Origin of the sequence: Clostridium saudiense, assembly GCF_000577815.1 — a bacterium.
Taxonomy (GTDB): Bacteria; Bacillota; Clostridia; order Clostridiales; family Clostridiaceae; genus Clostridium; species Clostridium saudiense.
In genome coordinates this window covers 42243-55793 of the sequence record NZ_CBYM010000003.1, presented here as the reverse complement: position 1 = coordinate 55793, position 13551 = coordinate 42243, and the positions used below count along the sequence as shown (strand labels likewise).

16 protein-coding genes and 1 riboswitch are annotated in these 13551 nt (G+C 27.3%); of the genes, 14 read left to right on the top strand and 2 right to left on the bottom strand.

Translation table 11 applies throughout. From position 1 onward, the window contains the following. Window positions 1–125 precede the first annotated feature (125 nt). From TY07_RS02575 to TY07_RS02565, 3 genes are all read left to right on the top strand, one after another. Window positions 126–1472 carry an MATE family efflux transporter gene (locus tag TY07_RS02575; protein ID WP_042395193.1) on the top strand — a complete coding sequence of 449 codons (1347 nt, stop codon included), beginning with the start codon at window positions 126–128 and terminating at the stop codon, window positions 1470–1472. Between the two features lie 238 nt (window positions 1473–1710). Next, on the top strand, window positions 1711–2034 hold the full coding sequence (locus tag TY07_RS02570; protein WP_042394920.1) for a hypothetical protein: 324 nt from the start codon (window positions 1711–1713) through the stop codon (window positions 2032–2034). Between the two features lie 200 nt (window positions 2035–2234). Then, the gene (locus TY07_RS02565) at window positions 2235–2591 is read left to right on the top strand and encodes a hypothetical protein (RefSeq protein WP_042394917.1); all 357 of its coding nucleotides are present in this window, start codon (window positions 2235–2237) and stop codon (window positions 2589–2591) included. A gap of 231 nt (window positions 2592–2822) precedes the next feature. On the opposite strand, the gene TY07_RS02560 is transcribed toward TY07_RS02565, so the two are convergent. Continuing rightward, a complete protein-coding gene (locus TY07_RS02560; protein WP_042394915.1) occupies window positions 2823–3470 on the bottom strand; it encodes an HAD family hydrolase in 648 nt (215 codons plus the stop codon). A 19-nt stretch (window positions 3471–3489) separates the two neighbouring features. Further along, window positions 3490–4347 (bottom strand): choline/ethanolamine kinase family protein, encoded by an 858-nt coding sequence (locus tag TY07_RS02555; protein WP_042394913.1) that lies wholly within the window; start codon window positions 4345–4347, stop codon window positions 3490–3492. A 113-nt stretch (window positions 4348–4460) separates the two neighbouring features. Here TY07_RS02555 and cobT point away from each other — a divergent pair, with 113 nt between their 5' ends. The 11 genes from cobT (at window position 4461) to TY07_RS02505 (ending at window position 13550) form a co-directional block, all read left to right on the top strand. Continuing rightward, window positions 4461–5561 (top strand): nicotinate-nucleotide--dimethylbenzimidazole phosphoribosyltransferase, encoded by a 1101-nt coding sequence (gene cobT / locus TY07_RS02550; RefSeq protein WP_042394912.1) that lies wholly within the window; start codon window positions 4461–4463, stop codon window positions 5559–5561. Between the two features lie 8 nt (window positions 5562–5569). Beyond that, on the top strand, window positions 5570–6154 hold the full coding sequence (locus TY07_RS02545) for a bifunctional adenosylcobinamide kinase/adenosylcobinamide-phosphate guanylyltransferase (RefSeq protein WP_042394909.1): 585 nt from the start codon (window positions 5570–5572) through the stop codon (window positions 6152–6154). Window positions 6155–6185: 31 nt separating this feature from the next. Continuing rightward, the gene (locus tag TY07_RS02540; RefSeq protein WP_042394906.1) at window positions 6186–6971 is read left to right on the top strand and encodes an adenosylcobinamide-GDP ribazoletransferase; all 786 of its coding nucleotides are present in this window, start codon (window positions 6186–6188) and stop codon (window positions 6969–6971) included. Window positions 6972–7017: 46 nt separating this feature from the next. Further along, a complete protein-coding gene (locus TY07_RS02535; RefSeq protein WP_042394904.1) occupies window positions 7018–7395 on the top strand; it encodes a bifunctional adenosylcobinamide kinase/adenosylcobinamide-phosphate guanylyltransferase in 378 nt (125 codons plus the stop codon). A 13-nt stretch (window positions 7396–7408) separates the two neighbouring features. Further along, window positions 7409–7561 (top strand): hypothetical protein, encoded by a 153-nt coding sequence (locus TY07_RS18270; protein ID WP_198133965.1) that lies wholly within the window; start codon window positions 7409–7411, stop codon window positions 7559–7561. 99 nt (window positions 7562–7660) lie between these two features. After that, the gene (locus tag TY07_RS02530; RefSeq protein WP_042394899.1) at window positions 7661–8263 is read left to right on the top strand and encodes a histidine phosphatase family protein; all 603 of its coding nucleotides are present in this window, start codon (window positions 7661–7663) and stop codon (window positions 8261–8263) included. 19 nt (window positions 8264–8282) lie between these two features. After that, window positions 8283–9230, top strand: a complete 948-nt coding sequence (cbiB, locus tag TY07_RS02525; protein WP_042394895.1) for an adenosylcobinamide-phosphate synthase CbiB — start codon at window positions 8283–8285, stop codon at window positions 9228–9230. Between the two features lie 12 nt (window positions 9231–9242). Then, on the top strand, window positions 9243–10316 hold the full coding sequence (cobD, locus tag TY07_RS02520) for a threonine-phosphate decarboxylase CobD (RefSeq protein WP_042394893.1): 1074 nt from the start codon (window positions 9243–9245) through the stop codon (window positions 10314–10316). Window positions 10317–10340: 24 nt separating this feature from the next. Next, window positions 10341–10521: riboswitch (cobalamin riboswitch) on the top strand. 319 nt (window positions 10522–10840) lie between these two features. After that, the gene (locus TY07_RS02515; RefSeq protein WP_042394890.1) at window positions 10841–11770 is read left to right on the top strand and encodes an ABC transporter substrate-binding protein; all 930 of its coding nucleotides are present in this window, start codon (window positions 10841–10843) and stop codon (window positions 11768–11770) included. Then, on the top strand, window positions 11751–12782 hold the full coding sequence (locus TY07_RS02510; protein ID WP_042394888.1) for a FecCD family ABC transporter permease: 1032 nt from the start codon (window positions 11751–11753) through the stop codon (window positions 12780–12782). The genes TY07_RS02515 and TY07_RS02510 overlap by 20 nt, the downstream gene beginning before the upstream one ends. Window positions 12783–12794: 12 nt before the next feature. After that, entirely contained in the window at window positions 12795–13550 is a 756-nt protein-coding gene (locus tag TY07_RS02505; RefSeq protein WP_042394887.1) for an ABC transporter ATP-binding protein, read from the top strand. The last annotated feature ends 1 nt before the right edge of the window (window position 13551 follow it).

The window sequence follows — 13551 nt, the reverse complement described above, 5'->3', positions numbered from 1 at the left end:
ATATATAAGAGGTAAGGAAACTAGTCTTACCTCTTAAAATTTGTTTTGCAAAAGTATAATAAAGATGATATTCTATTTAATTGTGAAATAAGATGTTAGGGGGAGATGAGTGGATGAAAAACAATATGACAAATGATATGACTAAAGGTAATCCAACAAAATTAATCTTACTATTTTCAATACCTTTATTAATAGGAAATATATTTCAACAGTTTTATAGTATGGTTGATACTATAATAGTTGGTAGATTTGTTGGAGTAGATGCATTAGCAGCTGTTGGAGCAACTAGTTCAATGGTATTCTTAGTTAATGGATTTGCAACTGGATTATCTAGTGGGTTTGCAGTATTAGTTTCTCAGAGGTTTGGAGCTAAAGATGAAAAAGGCTTACGTAAAGCGGTTGCAAGTGCCATTACATTAACTGTAATTTCAGTAGTGGTAATTACAATAGTTAGCTTATTAGGAGCTATGCCTTTATTAAAATTAATGAATACACCTGAAAATATTATAGGTGATGCATATTTATATATAAAAATAATTTATGCAGGAGTTGTAGCAACGGTTGCATATAACTTAATTGCAAGTATATTAAGAGCATTAGGAGATAGTAAAACACCGTTATATTTCTTAATAGTTTCTTCAGTATTAAATGTAATTTTAGATTTAGTATTTATAATTAACTTTAATATGGGAGTTGCAGGTGCTGCATATGCAACAATTATTTCTCAAGGTGTATCGGCAATACTTTGTCTAATATATACATATAAGAGATTTACTATTTTAAGACTTAAGAAAGAAGATTTTAAAGTTAAGAAAAGATACTATCATAAACATTTAAAAATAGGAATTCCAATGGCGCTTCAATTTTCAATAACTGCAATTGGTATAATGACAGTACAAGGAGCATTAAATGTATTTGGTTCTACTATTATTGCTTCATATACTGCAGCTTCGAAAGCACTTCAACTTGTTATGCAGCCGGCAATTACTTTTGGTGTAACTATGGCTACGTATTGTGGTCAAAATCTTGGTGCTAAGGAGTATAATCGTATAAGAGAAGGCGTAAAGGCATGTACTAAAATTTCTATTATTACTAGTATTATTGCGGGAGCAGTATTAATATTCCTTGGTAAATATTTTGTTATGATGTTTATAAGTAATCCAGATGCAGAAATACTAAAATATGCTCAACAAGTGCTTGATATATCAGCAATATTCTTTATACCTCTTGGATTAATATTTATATATAGAAATGCACTTCAAGGAATAGGGGATTCATTCGTTCCAATGATGGCAGGAGCATATGAGCTTATTGCAAGAGCTGTAGTAGCATTTACATTACCAAGATATATAGAGTTTTTAGGAATATGTTTAGCGGATCCAGTAGCTTGGCTTGCAGCGGCAATTCCATTAGGTATAACTTATTTTAAGAGAATAAATCATTTATTAAAGCATGGAACTATAAAAGTTTAATATGTAGTTAAAAAATGTTACAATACTTTATTTAGTGTTGTGACATTTTTTTTATTAATTTATCACATATTATTATGATTAGGTATTTAATAAATATAAATTTATCTAAAAGGAGTTTTTAAGCGAAGGAGAATATACATAAGTAATGAGTTTAGGTTAAATTATATAAAATTGTAGCAATCTCTATGTTTTTAGCGTATTATGAAGCGTTAGATAACTTTTTGAGAGGAAAAGAAAATTGAGTACATTTGGATCAACATCTAATTTAAACGATATATTAAATGACTTAAATGATGGTGAGTTAGAAGAACTTTGTGAAAATTATTGCGGTAGCAATAGCGATACAGAAGGAACAAATGAATTTTTGGCTTGTCAATTATTAAATTTACTACAGTGTTATGGACAAAGATTTATGAATTTAGTATTATTTCTAATATTCTTATATGCTTGGAATAACCAAATGACTAATTGTTATTTTATGAACTCAAATTGTCAACTAACAAATGCTATCAGTGATTTGTTAGAAGATTGTTTGGACAAAAATTGTAATAATAAGAAGTAGTAAGAGAAAGAATAGCAGAAATGTTATTCTTTTTTGATGAGTAATAATACATAGTAATATAAAATGTATTTCAATAATAATTTGTAACATTAATGTAATTTATACTTAGAGGTTTGATTATATATTTAATAAGGAGTTAAAATTTTAAGGTTTAGTTTAAGAATATAATTTGGAAAATATAATTTATTAGGGGTGGGAATTTGGCAAAACATGATTTTGGAATCATTGAAAGATTTGAAGATGATAAATTGTATAGTGATTATGAACCTGAAAAGTATAATTGTATTTCTGTTAGTGATGATTTAATAGAAGAAATGATAACAGAATACTTGGAGGAATTGGGAAATTTAAAAACTTATTTTCATATGAAAAAACATCCTGCACTAGGACTAGATTATTGTGGAACTACAATTATACCACCAGGTTCATTAAAAGAATTTAGAAAAATAATTACTACTGCAAATAAGCAATTTAAATCAAATGAACTTGAAAAATTAATTATAAAAATTAATCTTGCAATAAAACAAAATAAGCATTTAATTCATTATGGTATATGATAATAAAGGAGATTTAGAAATAGATTTCCTTTATTTTTTTGCGATATTTTAAATATAAAATTCTAAAGCATAATTTAAAATATATTTTAAAAAAGATAAGCAGCAAAATAATTAATGAGTTAGAAGAAATAAGTAGTGATATTTAAAGGTGTTTGGTAAGGAATAAAGTTATAAAATGAGATAATAAGAGAATTTGTTTTATACAAATTCTTTTATATTTTTAAATATATACTAAATTAATTTAAATATACAAGATAATAGTTCAGAGGAACTTTCTACTATGAAGTCAGCTCCTGATTCTTCTAATTCTCCATCTTCTGCATATCCAAATGTAACTCCAATACTTTTAATTCCTGCTTCTTTAGCTCCAATTATATCGTGCATGCGGTCTCCAATCATAATTGATTCATTAGGTATAGCATTTAGCTTATTAAGCACTTCAAGAATTACTTCAGATTTTTTTGATCTTGTTCCATCTAATTCACTTCCTAAAATTAAATCAAAATATTTATCTAAATTATACTTTTCACAAATAGGAATAGCAAAATGAGTTGGCTTACTAGTAGCAATAGCTAGTACAAATCCAGCTTCTTTTAATTTAGATAAAACTTCTTCAATACCTTCAATTGCACTATTTTCAAATAAACCAATAGTAGAATAACGTTCTCTATAATACTTTATTGCAAGCTCAGCCTTTTCTTTATCAAAGTCATAAAAGTCCATAAATGAATTTAATAAAGGTGGACCTATAAATTTAAGAAGATTTTCACAGTTTTCTTCAATTCCCAACTTGCTAAGAGCATATTGTACACTTTTAGTAATACCTTCTTTAGGATCAGTTATTGTTCCATCTAAATCAAATAATAAGTATTTTATCACAGTTTAAACCTCTCTTTTATTAAAAATTTCGTATAGAGTTATAATCGAGCAAATCATTAAATATCATTTTAGCACCAGCTAAATAATCATAGTCAGAACTAGAATCAGAAGATTTAAGCAATGACCAAGTGGCATTATAAAATTTCACTACGAAAAGGTAATCTAATAATTTTTCATAATGTTGTTCAGTACATTCATTAAAATATAGTTCTAATAAGTTTTTCCTAGATCTTTCATTAAAAAACCAAGATATTGTTGCTAAATCAAAAAATACATCACCCATAGAAGAGTATTCATAATCTACAAAATATATATTATCTTCAGTTAAAATAATATTTGAAGCATTTAGGTCATTATGGCAAAGACCTATTAAAGGATTTTTACTAAGCTTTACTTCTAGATTATTTAAATGGTTTAGTAGTGTATCTATAGATTTTGGTAAGGGAAGATTCAAATCATTGCATAGATTGATTCTTTTTCTTATATGATTAAAAGGGTTAAAATATTTTTGGCATTTTAAATTATGAAAACTGTTTAAAGCAACAGAAAGTTTATGTAGAAATTTAGTTGAAGAAAAATCATTTAAGGAGGGCATGGTACCATTAATCCAACTGCTAATCATATTACCAGTTTCAGTAGAAAAGTAATATAAATGTGGAGCTAAATTTATTTCTATAGCTTTATTTATTATTGATAATTCACTTTTTCTATCGGTATGTAAATAATTATGAGTGCAAATTTTTACAAAATAATTATTGTTATTATAAGAAACTTTATAATTTTCGCTACTAAGTCCGCCTATTTTTTTTATAGATGATATGTTTAATTTATTCCATTTCATTTCATTTTGTAAAAAGTTAATTATAGTATTGTTCATATTGTTCTCCTAAATGAAAAGTTGTTTAATATATGATTGTTGACATTTAAACAAATAATAAAGTATTATAACAAAAAAAGAGGATGTTTTAAATAAATAATTGGGGTGAAACAATGAGAAACGAAAAATTAGAGCTTAAAAAAATTATTAATGATATAACAGGATTAAATGAAGATGCTATAGAAGAAGCTAGGTTAAGAGTTAATTCGCTTGCAAAACCTTTAGGGAGCTTAGGTAAATTAGAGGATATAGCAATAAAGCTTGCTGGAATTACAGGTAAGATAAAAAATTCTATAAATAAAAAATGTATTATTATAATGTCATCAGACAATGGGGTTGTAGAAGAAGGAGTTGCTTCAGCACCTCAAAGTGTAACACTAGCACAAACAATTAACTTTTCAAGGGGAGTAACAGGAGTTGCTGTACTAGCTAAAGAAAATAATTGTGATTTAAAAGTTGTTGATATAGGAGTAAATACAGATATAAAAATTCCAGGGGCTATAGATAGGAAAATAAGAAAAGGAACTTATAACATAGTTAAGAGACAAGCTATGAGTTATGATGAATGTATAAGAGCAATAAATATAGGAATTGAAATGGCTAGGAGTGCTTATGAAGATGGATATAACATATTAGGTGTTGGAGAAATGGGTATAGGAAATACAACAACAAGTAGTTCTGTTCTTGTAAGCTTAACTGAATGTAGTATTGAAGAAGCTGTTGGTAAAGGCGCAGGAATAACGAAGGAGGCTTTTGAAAAGAAAAAATGGGTAGTATCAGAAGCGATTAAAGTTAATAATCCAGATAAAAAAGATCCAATTGATGTAGTTTCTAAAGTTGGAGGTTTTGATATAGCTGGAATGATGGGAGTGTTTTTAGGAGCGGCTTATTATAAAATACCTATAGTGATAGATGGATTTATATCGGTAGTTGCAGCATTAGCAGCAGTAAGAATAAATCCATTAGTTAAAGAGTATTTAATAACATCACACTGCTCTAAAGAAATAGGTTATAATATTGCAATGAAAGAATTGGAATTACAGCCAATGCTTAATTTAGATATGAGATTAGGGGAAGGTAGCGGGTGTCCTATAGCATTTTCGGTAATTGAATTTAGTTGTGCAATGATGAATAATATGGCAACATTTGATGAAGCTGAAATAAATGATGATTATTTAGATGAAGTTAGAGGAGAAGAAAACTATATAGTTTAGGAGATAAGATGATTGTTTTAGTAGTTGGTGGAGCTAAAAGTGGAAAATCCATGTTTGCGCAAAATTTATCAAAATCGTTAAATGAAAGCTTAAAAAATCCTATAAGTGGCCAGTTAGATGGAGAGATAGAAAGGGAAGTAGGCAAATTATATTATGTTGCAACAATGAATCCATATGACTTAGAAGATTTAAAAAGAATAGAAAATCATTTAAGGGAAAGAGAAGGATATGGATTTAATACAATAGAAGAAACATTAAATATGAGCAAAGTTTCAAGTCTTATAAAAGAGGAAGATACTGTTTTAATAGATAGTATAACATCACTTGTTACAAACTATATGTTTAGAGGAAAAGAATTTTACAAAGATGTTAGTGATGATATTTTATCAGGAATATTAGAAATTATTAATAATTCTAAAAATGTAGTTATAGTATCAGACTATTTATTTAGTGATAGCATTCAATATGATTGTTATACAGAAAATTTCAGAAAAGAAATAGGAGTTGTAAATAGAAAACTAGCAAAGATAGCTGATACAGTAGTTGAATGTTCTTATGGAAATATAATTTACCATAAGGGTAAAGTTATATAATAGAGGCACAGCTAAATCCAAAGGAGGAAAAATGAAAAAATATTTTAAGGGATTTTTAATGGCAATAAGCATGTTTACTATTATTCCATTACCTAAATATGAATGGGATGATGAAGGTGGAAAAAATATAATGAAGTTTTATCCTGTTATAGGATTGATTGTAGGAGTAATTTGGTATGGAGTTTTTAGAATACTAAATTTATTAGGTGCCAGCATCATGGTAACTACTGCAGTTACGTTAATAACACCATTTATTTTAACTGGAATGCTTCATTTAGATGGATATATGGATGTTTGTGATGCACTTCTTTCTAGAAGAGATAAGCAAGAAAAGTTAAGAATATTAAAAGATCCTCATACTGGGGCATTTGCAGTTATATCTGTAATTATGTTATTTATACTAAACTTTTCTACACTTCATACAGTAATAAGTAATAATATTAATGAGAGTACTATTAATAATTTTAATGGTAGTTCTGTAGGATTAATTTTAATACCTATTATATCTAGAAGTTTAATGGGATATTTATTATTGTCAAAAGAATCCATGAAGGCAAGTTCATTAGGTGCATTTTTCAAACAAGGAACAGGAAAAGTAGATAAAGTAGTATTGCTATCTGGTTTAATAATAGCAAGCTTAATTTCAGTATTCATTTTTGGTATATATGGATTAATAATGATTTTAGGAATGATTTTAATAAGTGTCTTTTTAGTTAATAATGCAGCTAAGGAATTTGATGGAATGTCTGGAGATAGTGCTGGATATGGACTTGTTATTGCAGAAGCTATTGGAGTTTTAGTTTTAAGTTTTATTTAATATTATATATTCATAATAAAACAAATTTGGTTTTAAGGAGAAAATTATGATATTAGTTTTTGGTGGAGCATATAACGGGAAAAAAGATTTTATCAAAGAAAAGTTTAATATTAATGAGGAGGATATATTTTATTGTAGTGATGGTGAAATAGATTTTTCTAAAAAGGTTATTTGCGGACTTCATAAATTTACATATAATAATACATTAAAAAATAAAAGTTCACTTGAATATATAAAAGAAAATATAAATTTATTTAAAGATAAAATAATAATTTCTGATGAAATATCAAGTGGAATAGTTCCATTAAAAAAAGAAGATAGAATGTGGAGAGAAGAAACAGGAAGATGTCTTCAATATTTATCAAAAGAATCTTCCTGCGTATATAGAGTTTTTTGTGGTATATCAACAATAATTAAAAGTTAAGAATTAAGTTTATATGCTAAGTTTAGCCAACAAAATTATTTGTTGGTTTTTCTTTTTTTTAGATGGCCATACTGTAAGTAGCATATATGATACATCAAATTTTTCTGTAAGTAAATTAGAAGAATATTATGAAAATGCTATAAAAATTACTTGTAGTAATACTTAAAACAAGCATACTTAAATTTAATAATTAACAAAACTTAGTTGTAGAAAAGATTTAAAAATGATATTCTCGTAAGAGATAATTATAAGGAGAAAAAGATGTATGAAAAAGCTGAAGGTTTATTTAATTAGACATGGAAAAACAGAAGCTAATGAAAAGCATCTGTATTGTGGAAAGACTGATATATCATTAAGTGAAAGAGGAAAAAAAGAATTATATGATATTAAAAGTACAGTAAAGTATCCAGAGTGTATTAGTTTTTTTAGTAGCGGAGCAAAAAGAGCAAATGAAACATTAGAAATTTTATATCCAGAAAAAACATATAGCGAAATTAATGAATTTTGGGAGTATAACTTTGGAGATTTTGAAATGAAAAGTTATGATATGCTTAAAGAAAATAAAGAGTATATTAAGTGGATTACAGATAAAGATGGACAAGTATTATGTCCTAATGGAGAAAGTAAGAGTCAATATAAAAAAAGAATAAAAGAAGCATTTAATAGGTTTATAGATGGGTGTTATAAAGAGAACATGAGTGAAGTAGTTTTAGTTTCTCATGGGGGAACAATAGGAACTATACTAGAAATATTTTATGATAGCAGTAAAAGCTTTTATGAGTATCAACCGGAGTGTGGAAGAGGTTATGAAATTATTTTAGAAAAGATAGATAATAATATTAAATTTGAAGAGATAAACAAAATATAGTTATAGAAAGGTTAGAAAAATGATTGAAATAATATTAGGATTTTTATTAGATTTAATAGTAGGTGATCCACAAAATCCTATACATCCAATTAGAATAATAGGATCGTTATGTAAGACAGTGGAAAAGTTTTTTAGAAGTATATTAAAGAGATACTTAAAAGTCGCAGGCTTATTAACTTGGATACTTGTGGTTTTTATAGTATTTATATTTAATTATTTATTACTTAAAGTTACATATAGAATTAATCCAAGTGTAACAATGATATTAGGATCTGTAATGATTTATTTTTGTATATCAACAAAGGCTCTTAAGATTGAAGGTTTGAAAGTTGTTAAATATGTAATTAAGGATGATATTGAAGGAGCAAGAAAGCAGTTATCATATATAGTAGGAAGAGATACAAAGAATTTAGATAAAGAATCAATATTAAAAGCTGTTGTAGAAACAGTAGCTGAAAATATGTCAGATGGGGTTATAGCACCTCTTTTTTATGCAGGTATAGGAGGGGCTCCGTTAGCATTTCTATACAAAGCAGTAAATACTATGGATTCTATGTTTGGATATAAAAATGACAAATATATTGAATTTGGATATTTTCCAGCAAAACTTGATGATGTATTTAATTATATTCCTGCAAGGTTAAGTGGGTATTTTATTGTAGTAGTATCTTTTATTTTAGGTTTAGATTATAAAAATAGCTTTAAAATTTATAAAAGGGATAAAAATAATCACAGCAGCCCTAATAGTGCGCATCCAGAAGCTGCTGTGGCAGGAGCTTTAAATGTTCAATTAGGAGGTCCAAACTATTATTTTGGAAAGCTCGTGGAAAAACAAACTATAGGTGATGATAGAGAAAAAATAGATATTAATAAGGTAAATAACACAAACAATATATTATATTGTAGTGCTGTTTTAGGGTGTATTATGGCATTAATTATTAATTGGAGTATAAATGTTATTTTTTAAGGAGGAAAGGTTATGGCAGTTCATGGTGGAAATACTGAAGAAATTGCAAGAAAATATAAGTTAAATCCAAGTGAAATTATAGATTTTTCAGCCAATATAAATCCATTAGGGATAAGTGAAAATGTTAAAAAGGCAATGATAGATGCAATTGATAAAGTAGTTAAATATCCAGATATAACTTATTTTGATTTAAAGAACTCTATTGGAGAGTTTGAAAAAATAAATACAAGAAATATTACATTAGGGAATGGAGCTGCAGAAGTAATATTTAATATAGTACGCGCTTTGAAACCTAAAAAAGCATTATTGCCAGCTCCAACTTTCTCAGAGTATGAAGAAGCAATTTTAAGTATTGATGGTGAGATAGAATATTATAACTTAAAGGAATCTAAGAATTTTAATTTAGATAATGAATTTATAGGGAATATAAAAAATAATATAGATATAGTTTTTATTTGTAATCCCAATAATCCAACTGGAGTTTTGACAACAAATGAATTTATCAAAAAAGTATTAAATAAGTCAATACTTACAAATACAATAGTTGTTATTGATGAATCTTTTTTAGATTTTGTTAAAGATAATAAGGAATATTCAAGTAATAAATTATTAAATGATTATGAAAACCTAATAATTGTAAAATCATTAACTAAATTTTTTGCAATTCCAGGGGCTAGGATAGGGTATGGATTGTGTTCAAATAAGGAAATAATGGATAAAATAAATAAGATTTTAGTGCCGTGGAGTATAAACGTTATAGCAGCTGAAGGTATAACTAAAGGACTAACAGAAAAGCAGTATATTAAAAAAAGTATAGAATATATAGAAGATGAGAAAGAATATTTATATAGTGCTTTAAAGCAAATAAAATATTTATATGTTTTTGAACCAAGTGTGAATTTCATAATGTTTAAAATATTAACTAATTTAGATTTAAAAGGTGAATTGATTAAAAGAAAAATATTAGTTAGAAGCTGTGATAATTATATAGGACTAGATAATAGTTTTTATAGAGTTGCAGTAAGAACAAGAGAAGAAAATAATAAATTGATTGCTGAATTAAAGCATATTTTATTTGACAAATAAAATTCATAAAGATATAATCATTATGAATTTTAAACCATAATAGGTGTTTTTTTAAACTTAATAGGGAATTAGGTTGAAGTCCTAAACTACCCCAGTAACCGTAAGACTGACGAAATTCATGTATAGCCACTGTATAAAAATACGGGAAGGTATGGAGAGTAGGATGAAGTTAAGTCGGGAGACCTGCCTACTATGATGATAATATTATCTTCTGAGGGTGAGATAATAGATACGAATAATAGATAATATAATTAATATGATTTGTTTTTAGATTTTAAGTGTTAGAGAATAAACTTAATAAATTATAATATTAAGTTTATTTTATGAATATTTAATGTTAAGAAATATTAAGAAATTATCAAAGTTATTATGTATTTTAGAGCGCTCTCAAATATGAAAGCGCTTTTTTTAGTTAGAAAAAATTAATAGGGTTAAAATTAGTAAAAAATATATATGAAAAGCCTAATTAATATATTACTAACTAAATTACACCACTCTAAAGTATACATTTAGGAGGAATAGTAATGCAAAAAATGAGAAAGGTTTTATCATTAGCTTTTACATTTATAATGGCTATGATGATATTTGTAGGATGTTCAAGTAAGCCTACAACGATGACAGATAGAGAAGGAAATGAATTTAATGTTCCTAGTGAAATTAATAGTATTATTTCTACAGCACCATCTAATACAGAAGTATTAGTAGAATTAGGTTTAGCAGATAAATTAGTAGCTGTAGATAAATACTCAGCTGATGTTGAAGGAGTAAGTGAAGATTTACCTAAAATAGATTTTAGAAATCCAGATGCGGAAACAATAATTTCTTTAAATCCTGATATAGTTATAGCATCAGGTCATAATAAATCTGGAGATGAAGATCCATTTGCTTTAATAAAAGAGGCTGGTATTACAGTTGTATATATTCCAAGTAGTTATAGTATTGATGGAATATATGGTGATATAGAGTTTATTGCAAGTTTAACAGGTACTGAAAAAAAAGGTGAAGAAATAATTAATTCTATGAAAGAAGAAGTTGCTAAGATAAAGGCAATTGGAGATACTATAGTAGATAAAAAGAAAGTTTATTTTGAAATTGGGGCTGGAGCAGGGCTTTATACATTTGGAAATGATACATTCTTAAATGAGCTTATAGAAACAGTAGGAGCTACTAATATTTTTGGAGAAGAAAATTCATGGATAACAGTAACACCAGAAGCTGTTATAGATGCTAATCCTGATGTTATTTTAGCAAATACTCCAGGAACTAATGAAGCAGGTTTAACTGCTGTGGAAGATATAAAAAGCAGAGAAGGCTGGGACACAATAACTGCTGTACAAAATGGAGATGTATATCAAATAGATAAAAACTCATCTTCAAGAGCATCACAAAATGTTATAAAAGCTTTAAAGGAAATAGCAAAAGCTATTTATCCAGATGAGTATAAAGACCTATAAAAATAAAATATTATTAATTTTATCAATTCCGTTGGTATTATTAGCTATATGTATTGGAACTTCCTTAGGAAGTTCCAATATTAGCATATTGGATACTTTTTCTATATTAGCTAATAAGTTTTTTAGTGTCCCATTGCTTGATGGAATTGAACCTAAGCAAGTATCTATAATATGGAATTTAAGGTTACCAAGAGTATTACTTGCATTTATGGTTGGTGGTTCTCTTGCTGCTAGTGGCGCAATAGTACAATCAGTTTTGAAAAATCAATTAGCTTCACCATATACTTTAGGATTATCATCTGGTGCTTCATTAGGTGTAGGTATTATTATAGTAACAGGAATATCAATTCCGTTTTTGGGAAGATTAACTATGCCAGTAGTAGGATTTGCTTGCAGTTTAATTACTATGATAATAGTATTAAAGTTTTCAGAAAAAGTAGATAGAGGAATGTCTAATACAACAATAATACTTGCAGGTATGGTGTTATCACTATTTTTTAGTGCTACATTAACTACTATTTCAGCTTTAGCATCAGATAAGATGGAAAGTATAACAATGTGGTCTATGGGATCATTTTCTATGAGAGGATGGAGTTATGTTAAAGCAGGTATACCTTTTTTTATTATAGGAATTTTAGGTGTATCTTTTTATTTTAAAGAAATGGATGTATTAACATTTGGAGAAGAAGCAGCAAAAACTATAGGAGTAGATACAAATAAAGTTAAAAGAAGGTTATTTTTATTTGTTGCAATACTTACAGGTAGCGCAGTTGCACTTAGTGGAACTATAGGGTTTATAGATTTAATTGCACCACATGTTGTTAGAAAAATATTTGGTTCAAAGCATGCTTATGTTATACCAATGTCTGTTGTTTTTGGTGGATGTATGATGATAATGACGGATTTAGTATCAAGAACTATTGTAGCTCCATCAGAATTACCAGTTGGTGCAATAACAGCATTAATTGGCGGACCATTTTTTGCTTATATATATTTTAAAAAGTCAAAGTAGGTGGGTATTTTAATGCTAGAAGTTAATAAAGTTAGATGTGGATATGACAATAAAGAAATTGTTAAAGGGGTAAGCTTTAGCGTTGAGAGAGGTAAAAATCTTTGCATAGTTGGTCCTAATGGCTGTGGGAAAAGTACACTTTTAAAATCAATAGCAAATTTATTAGAGTATAAAGGAAATATAACATTAGACTCTAAAGAAATAAGCCAATTAAATAGAAAAGATTTAGCAAAAAATGTTGCATTAATGTCACAAGCTAGTAATATATATTTTCCATATACAGTTTATGAAACAGTAGCTTTAGGAAGATATGCTCATTTAAAAGGAGTATTTTCAAAGATAAATAAAAAAGATGAAGAAATAATTCTTAAAAGTATTGAAAATGTAGGGTTAATTGATATTAAAGATAAACTTATAAGTCAATTATCAGGAGGACAACTGCAAAGAGTATATTTAGCTAGGGCTTTTGCACAAGATCCAGATATAATTTTATTAGATGAACCTACTAATCATTTAGATTTAAAATGTCAAATAGAAATATTAGATTATTTAAATAAATGGACGAAGGAAAATAATAAAATTATTGTTGCTGTATTACATGATTTAAATCTAGTTCAAGCTTTTGGAGAAAAGGTAGTAATGATGAATGATGGAAAAATTATAGGGTCAGGAAATCCAAAAGATGTATTAACTGAAGAAAGACTACAAGAAGTTTATGGAATTGATGTAAAAGGCTTTATGCTCGAGGTTTTAGAAAAATGGAGGTAGT

What these genes read in the sequence shown, in the direction of transcription:
- TY07_RS18270 (WP_198133965.1), top strand. Translation starts at nt 7,409, where the DNA reads ATGCTAAGTTTAGCCAACAAAATTATTTGTTGGTTTTTCTTTTTTTTA.
- TY07_RS02545 (WP_042394909.1), top strand. Translation starts at nt 5,570, where the DNA reads ATGATTGTTTTAGTAGTTGGTGGAGCTAAAAGTGGAAAATCCATGTTT.
- TY07_RS02535 (WP_042394904.1), top strand. Translation starts at nt 7,018, where the DNA reads ATGATATTAGTTTTTGGTGGAGCATATAACGGGAAAAAAGATTTTATC.
- TY07_RS02510 (WP_042394888.1), top strand. Translation starts at nt 11,751, where the DNA reads ATGAGTATAAAGACCTATAAAAATAAAATATTATTAATTTTATCAATT.
- TY07_RS02505 (WP_042394887.1), top strand. Translation starts at nt 12,795, where the DNA reads ATGCTAGAAGTTAATAAAGTTAGATGTGGATATGACAATAAAGAAATT.
- cbiB (WP_042394895.1), top strand. Translation starts at nt 8,283, where the DNA reads ATGATTGAAATAATATTAGGATTTTTATTAGATTTAATAGTAGGTGAT.
- TY07_RS02515 (WP_042394890.1), top strand. Translation starts at nt 10,841, where the DNA reads ATGCAAAAAATGAGAAAGGTTTTATCATTAGCTTTTACATTTATAATG.
- TY07_RS02575 (WP_042395193.1), top strand. Translation starts at nt 126, where the DNA reads ATGACAAATGATATGACTAAAGGTAATCCAACAAAATTAATCTTACTA.
- TY07_RS02540 (WP_042394906.1), top strand. Translation starts at nt 6,186, where the DNA reads ATGAAAAAATATTTTAAGGGATTTTTAATGGCAATAAGCATGTTTACT.
- cobT (WP_042394912.1), top strand. Translation starts at nt 4,461, where the DNA reads ATGAGAAACGAAAAATTAGAGCTTAAAAAAATTATTAATGATATAACA.
- TY07_RS02555 (WP_042394913.1), bottom strand. Translation starts at nt 4,347, where the DNA reads ATGAACAATACTATAATTAACTTTTTACAAAATGAAATGAAATGGAAT.
- TY07_RS02530 (WP_042394899.1), top strand. Translation starts at nt 7,661, where the DNA reads ATGAAAAAGCTGAAGGTTTATTTAATTAGACATGGAAAAACAGAAGCT.
- cobD (WP_042394893.1), top strand. Translation starts at nt 9,243, where the DNA reads ATGGCAGTTCATGGTGGAAATACTGAAGAAATTGCAAGAAAATATAAG.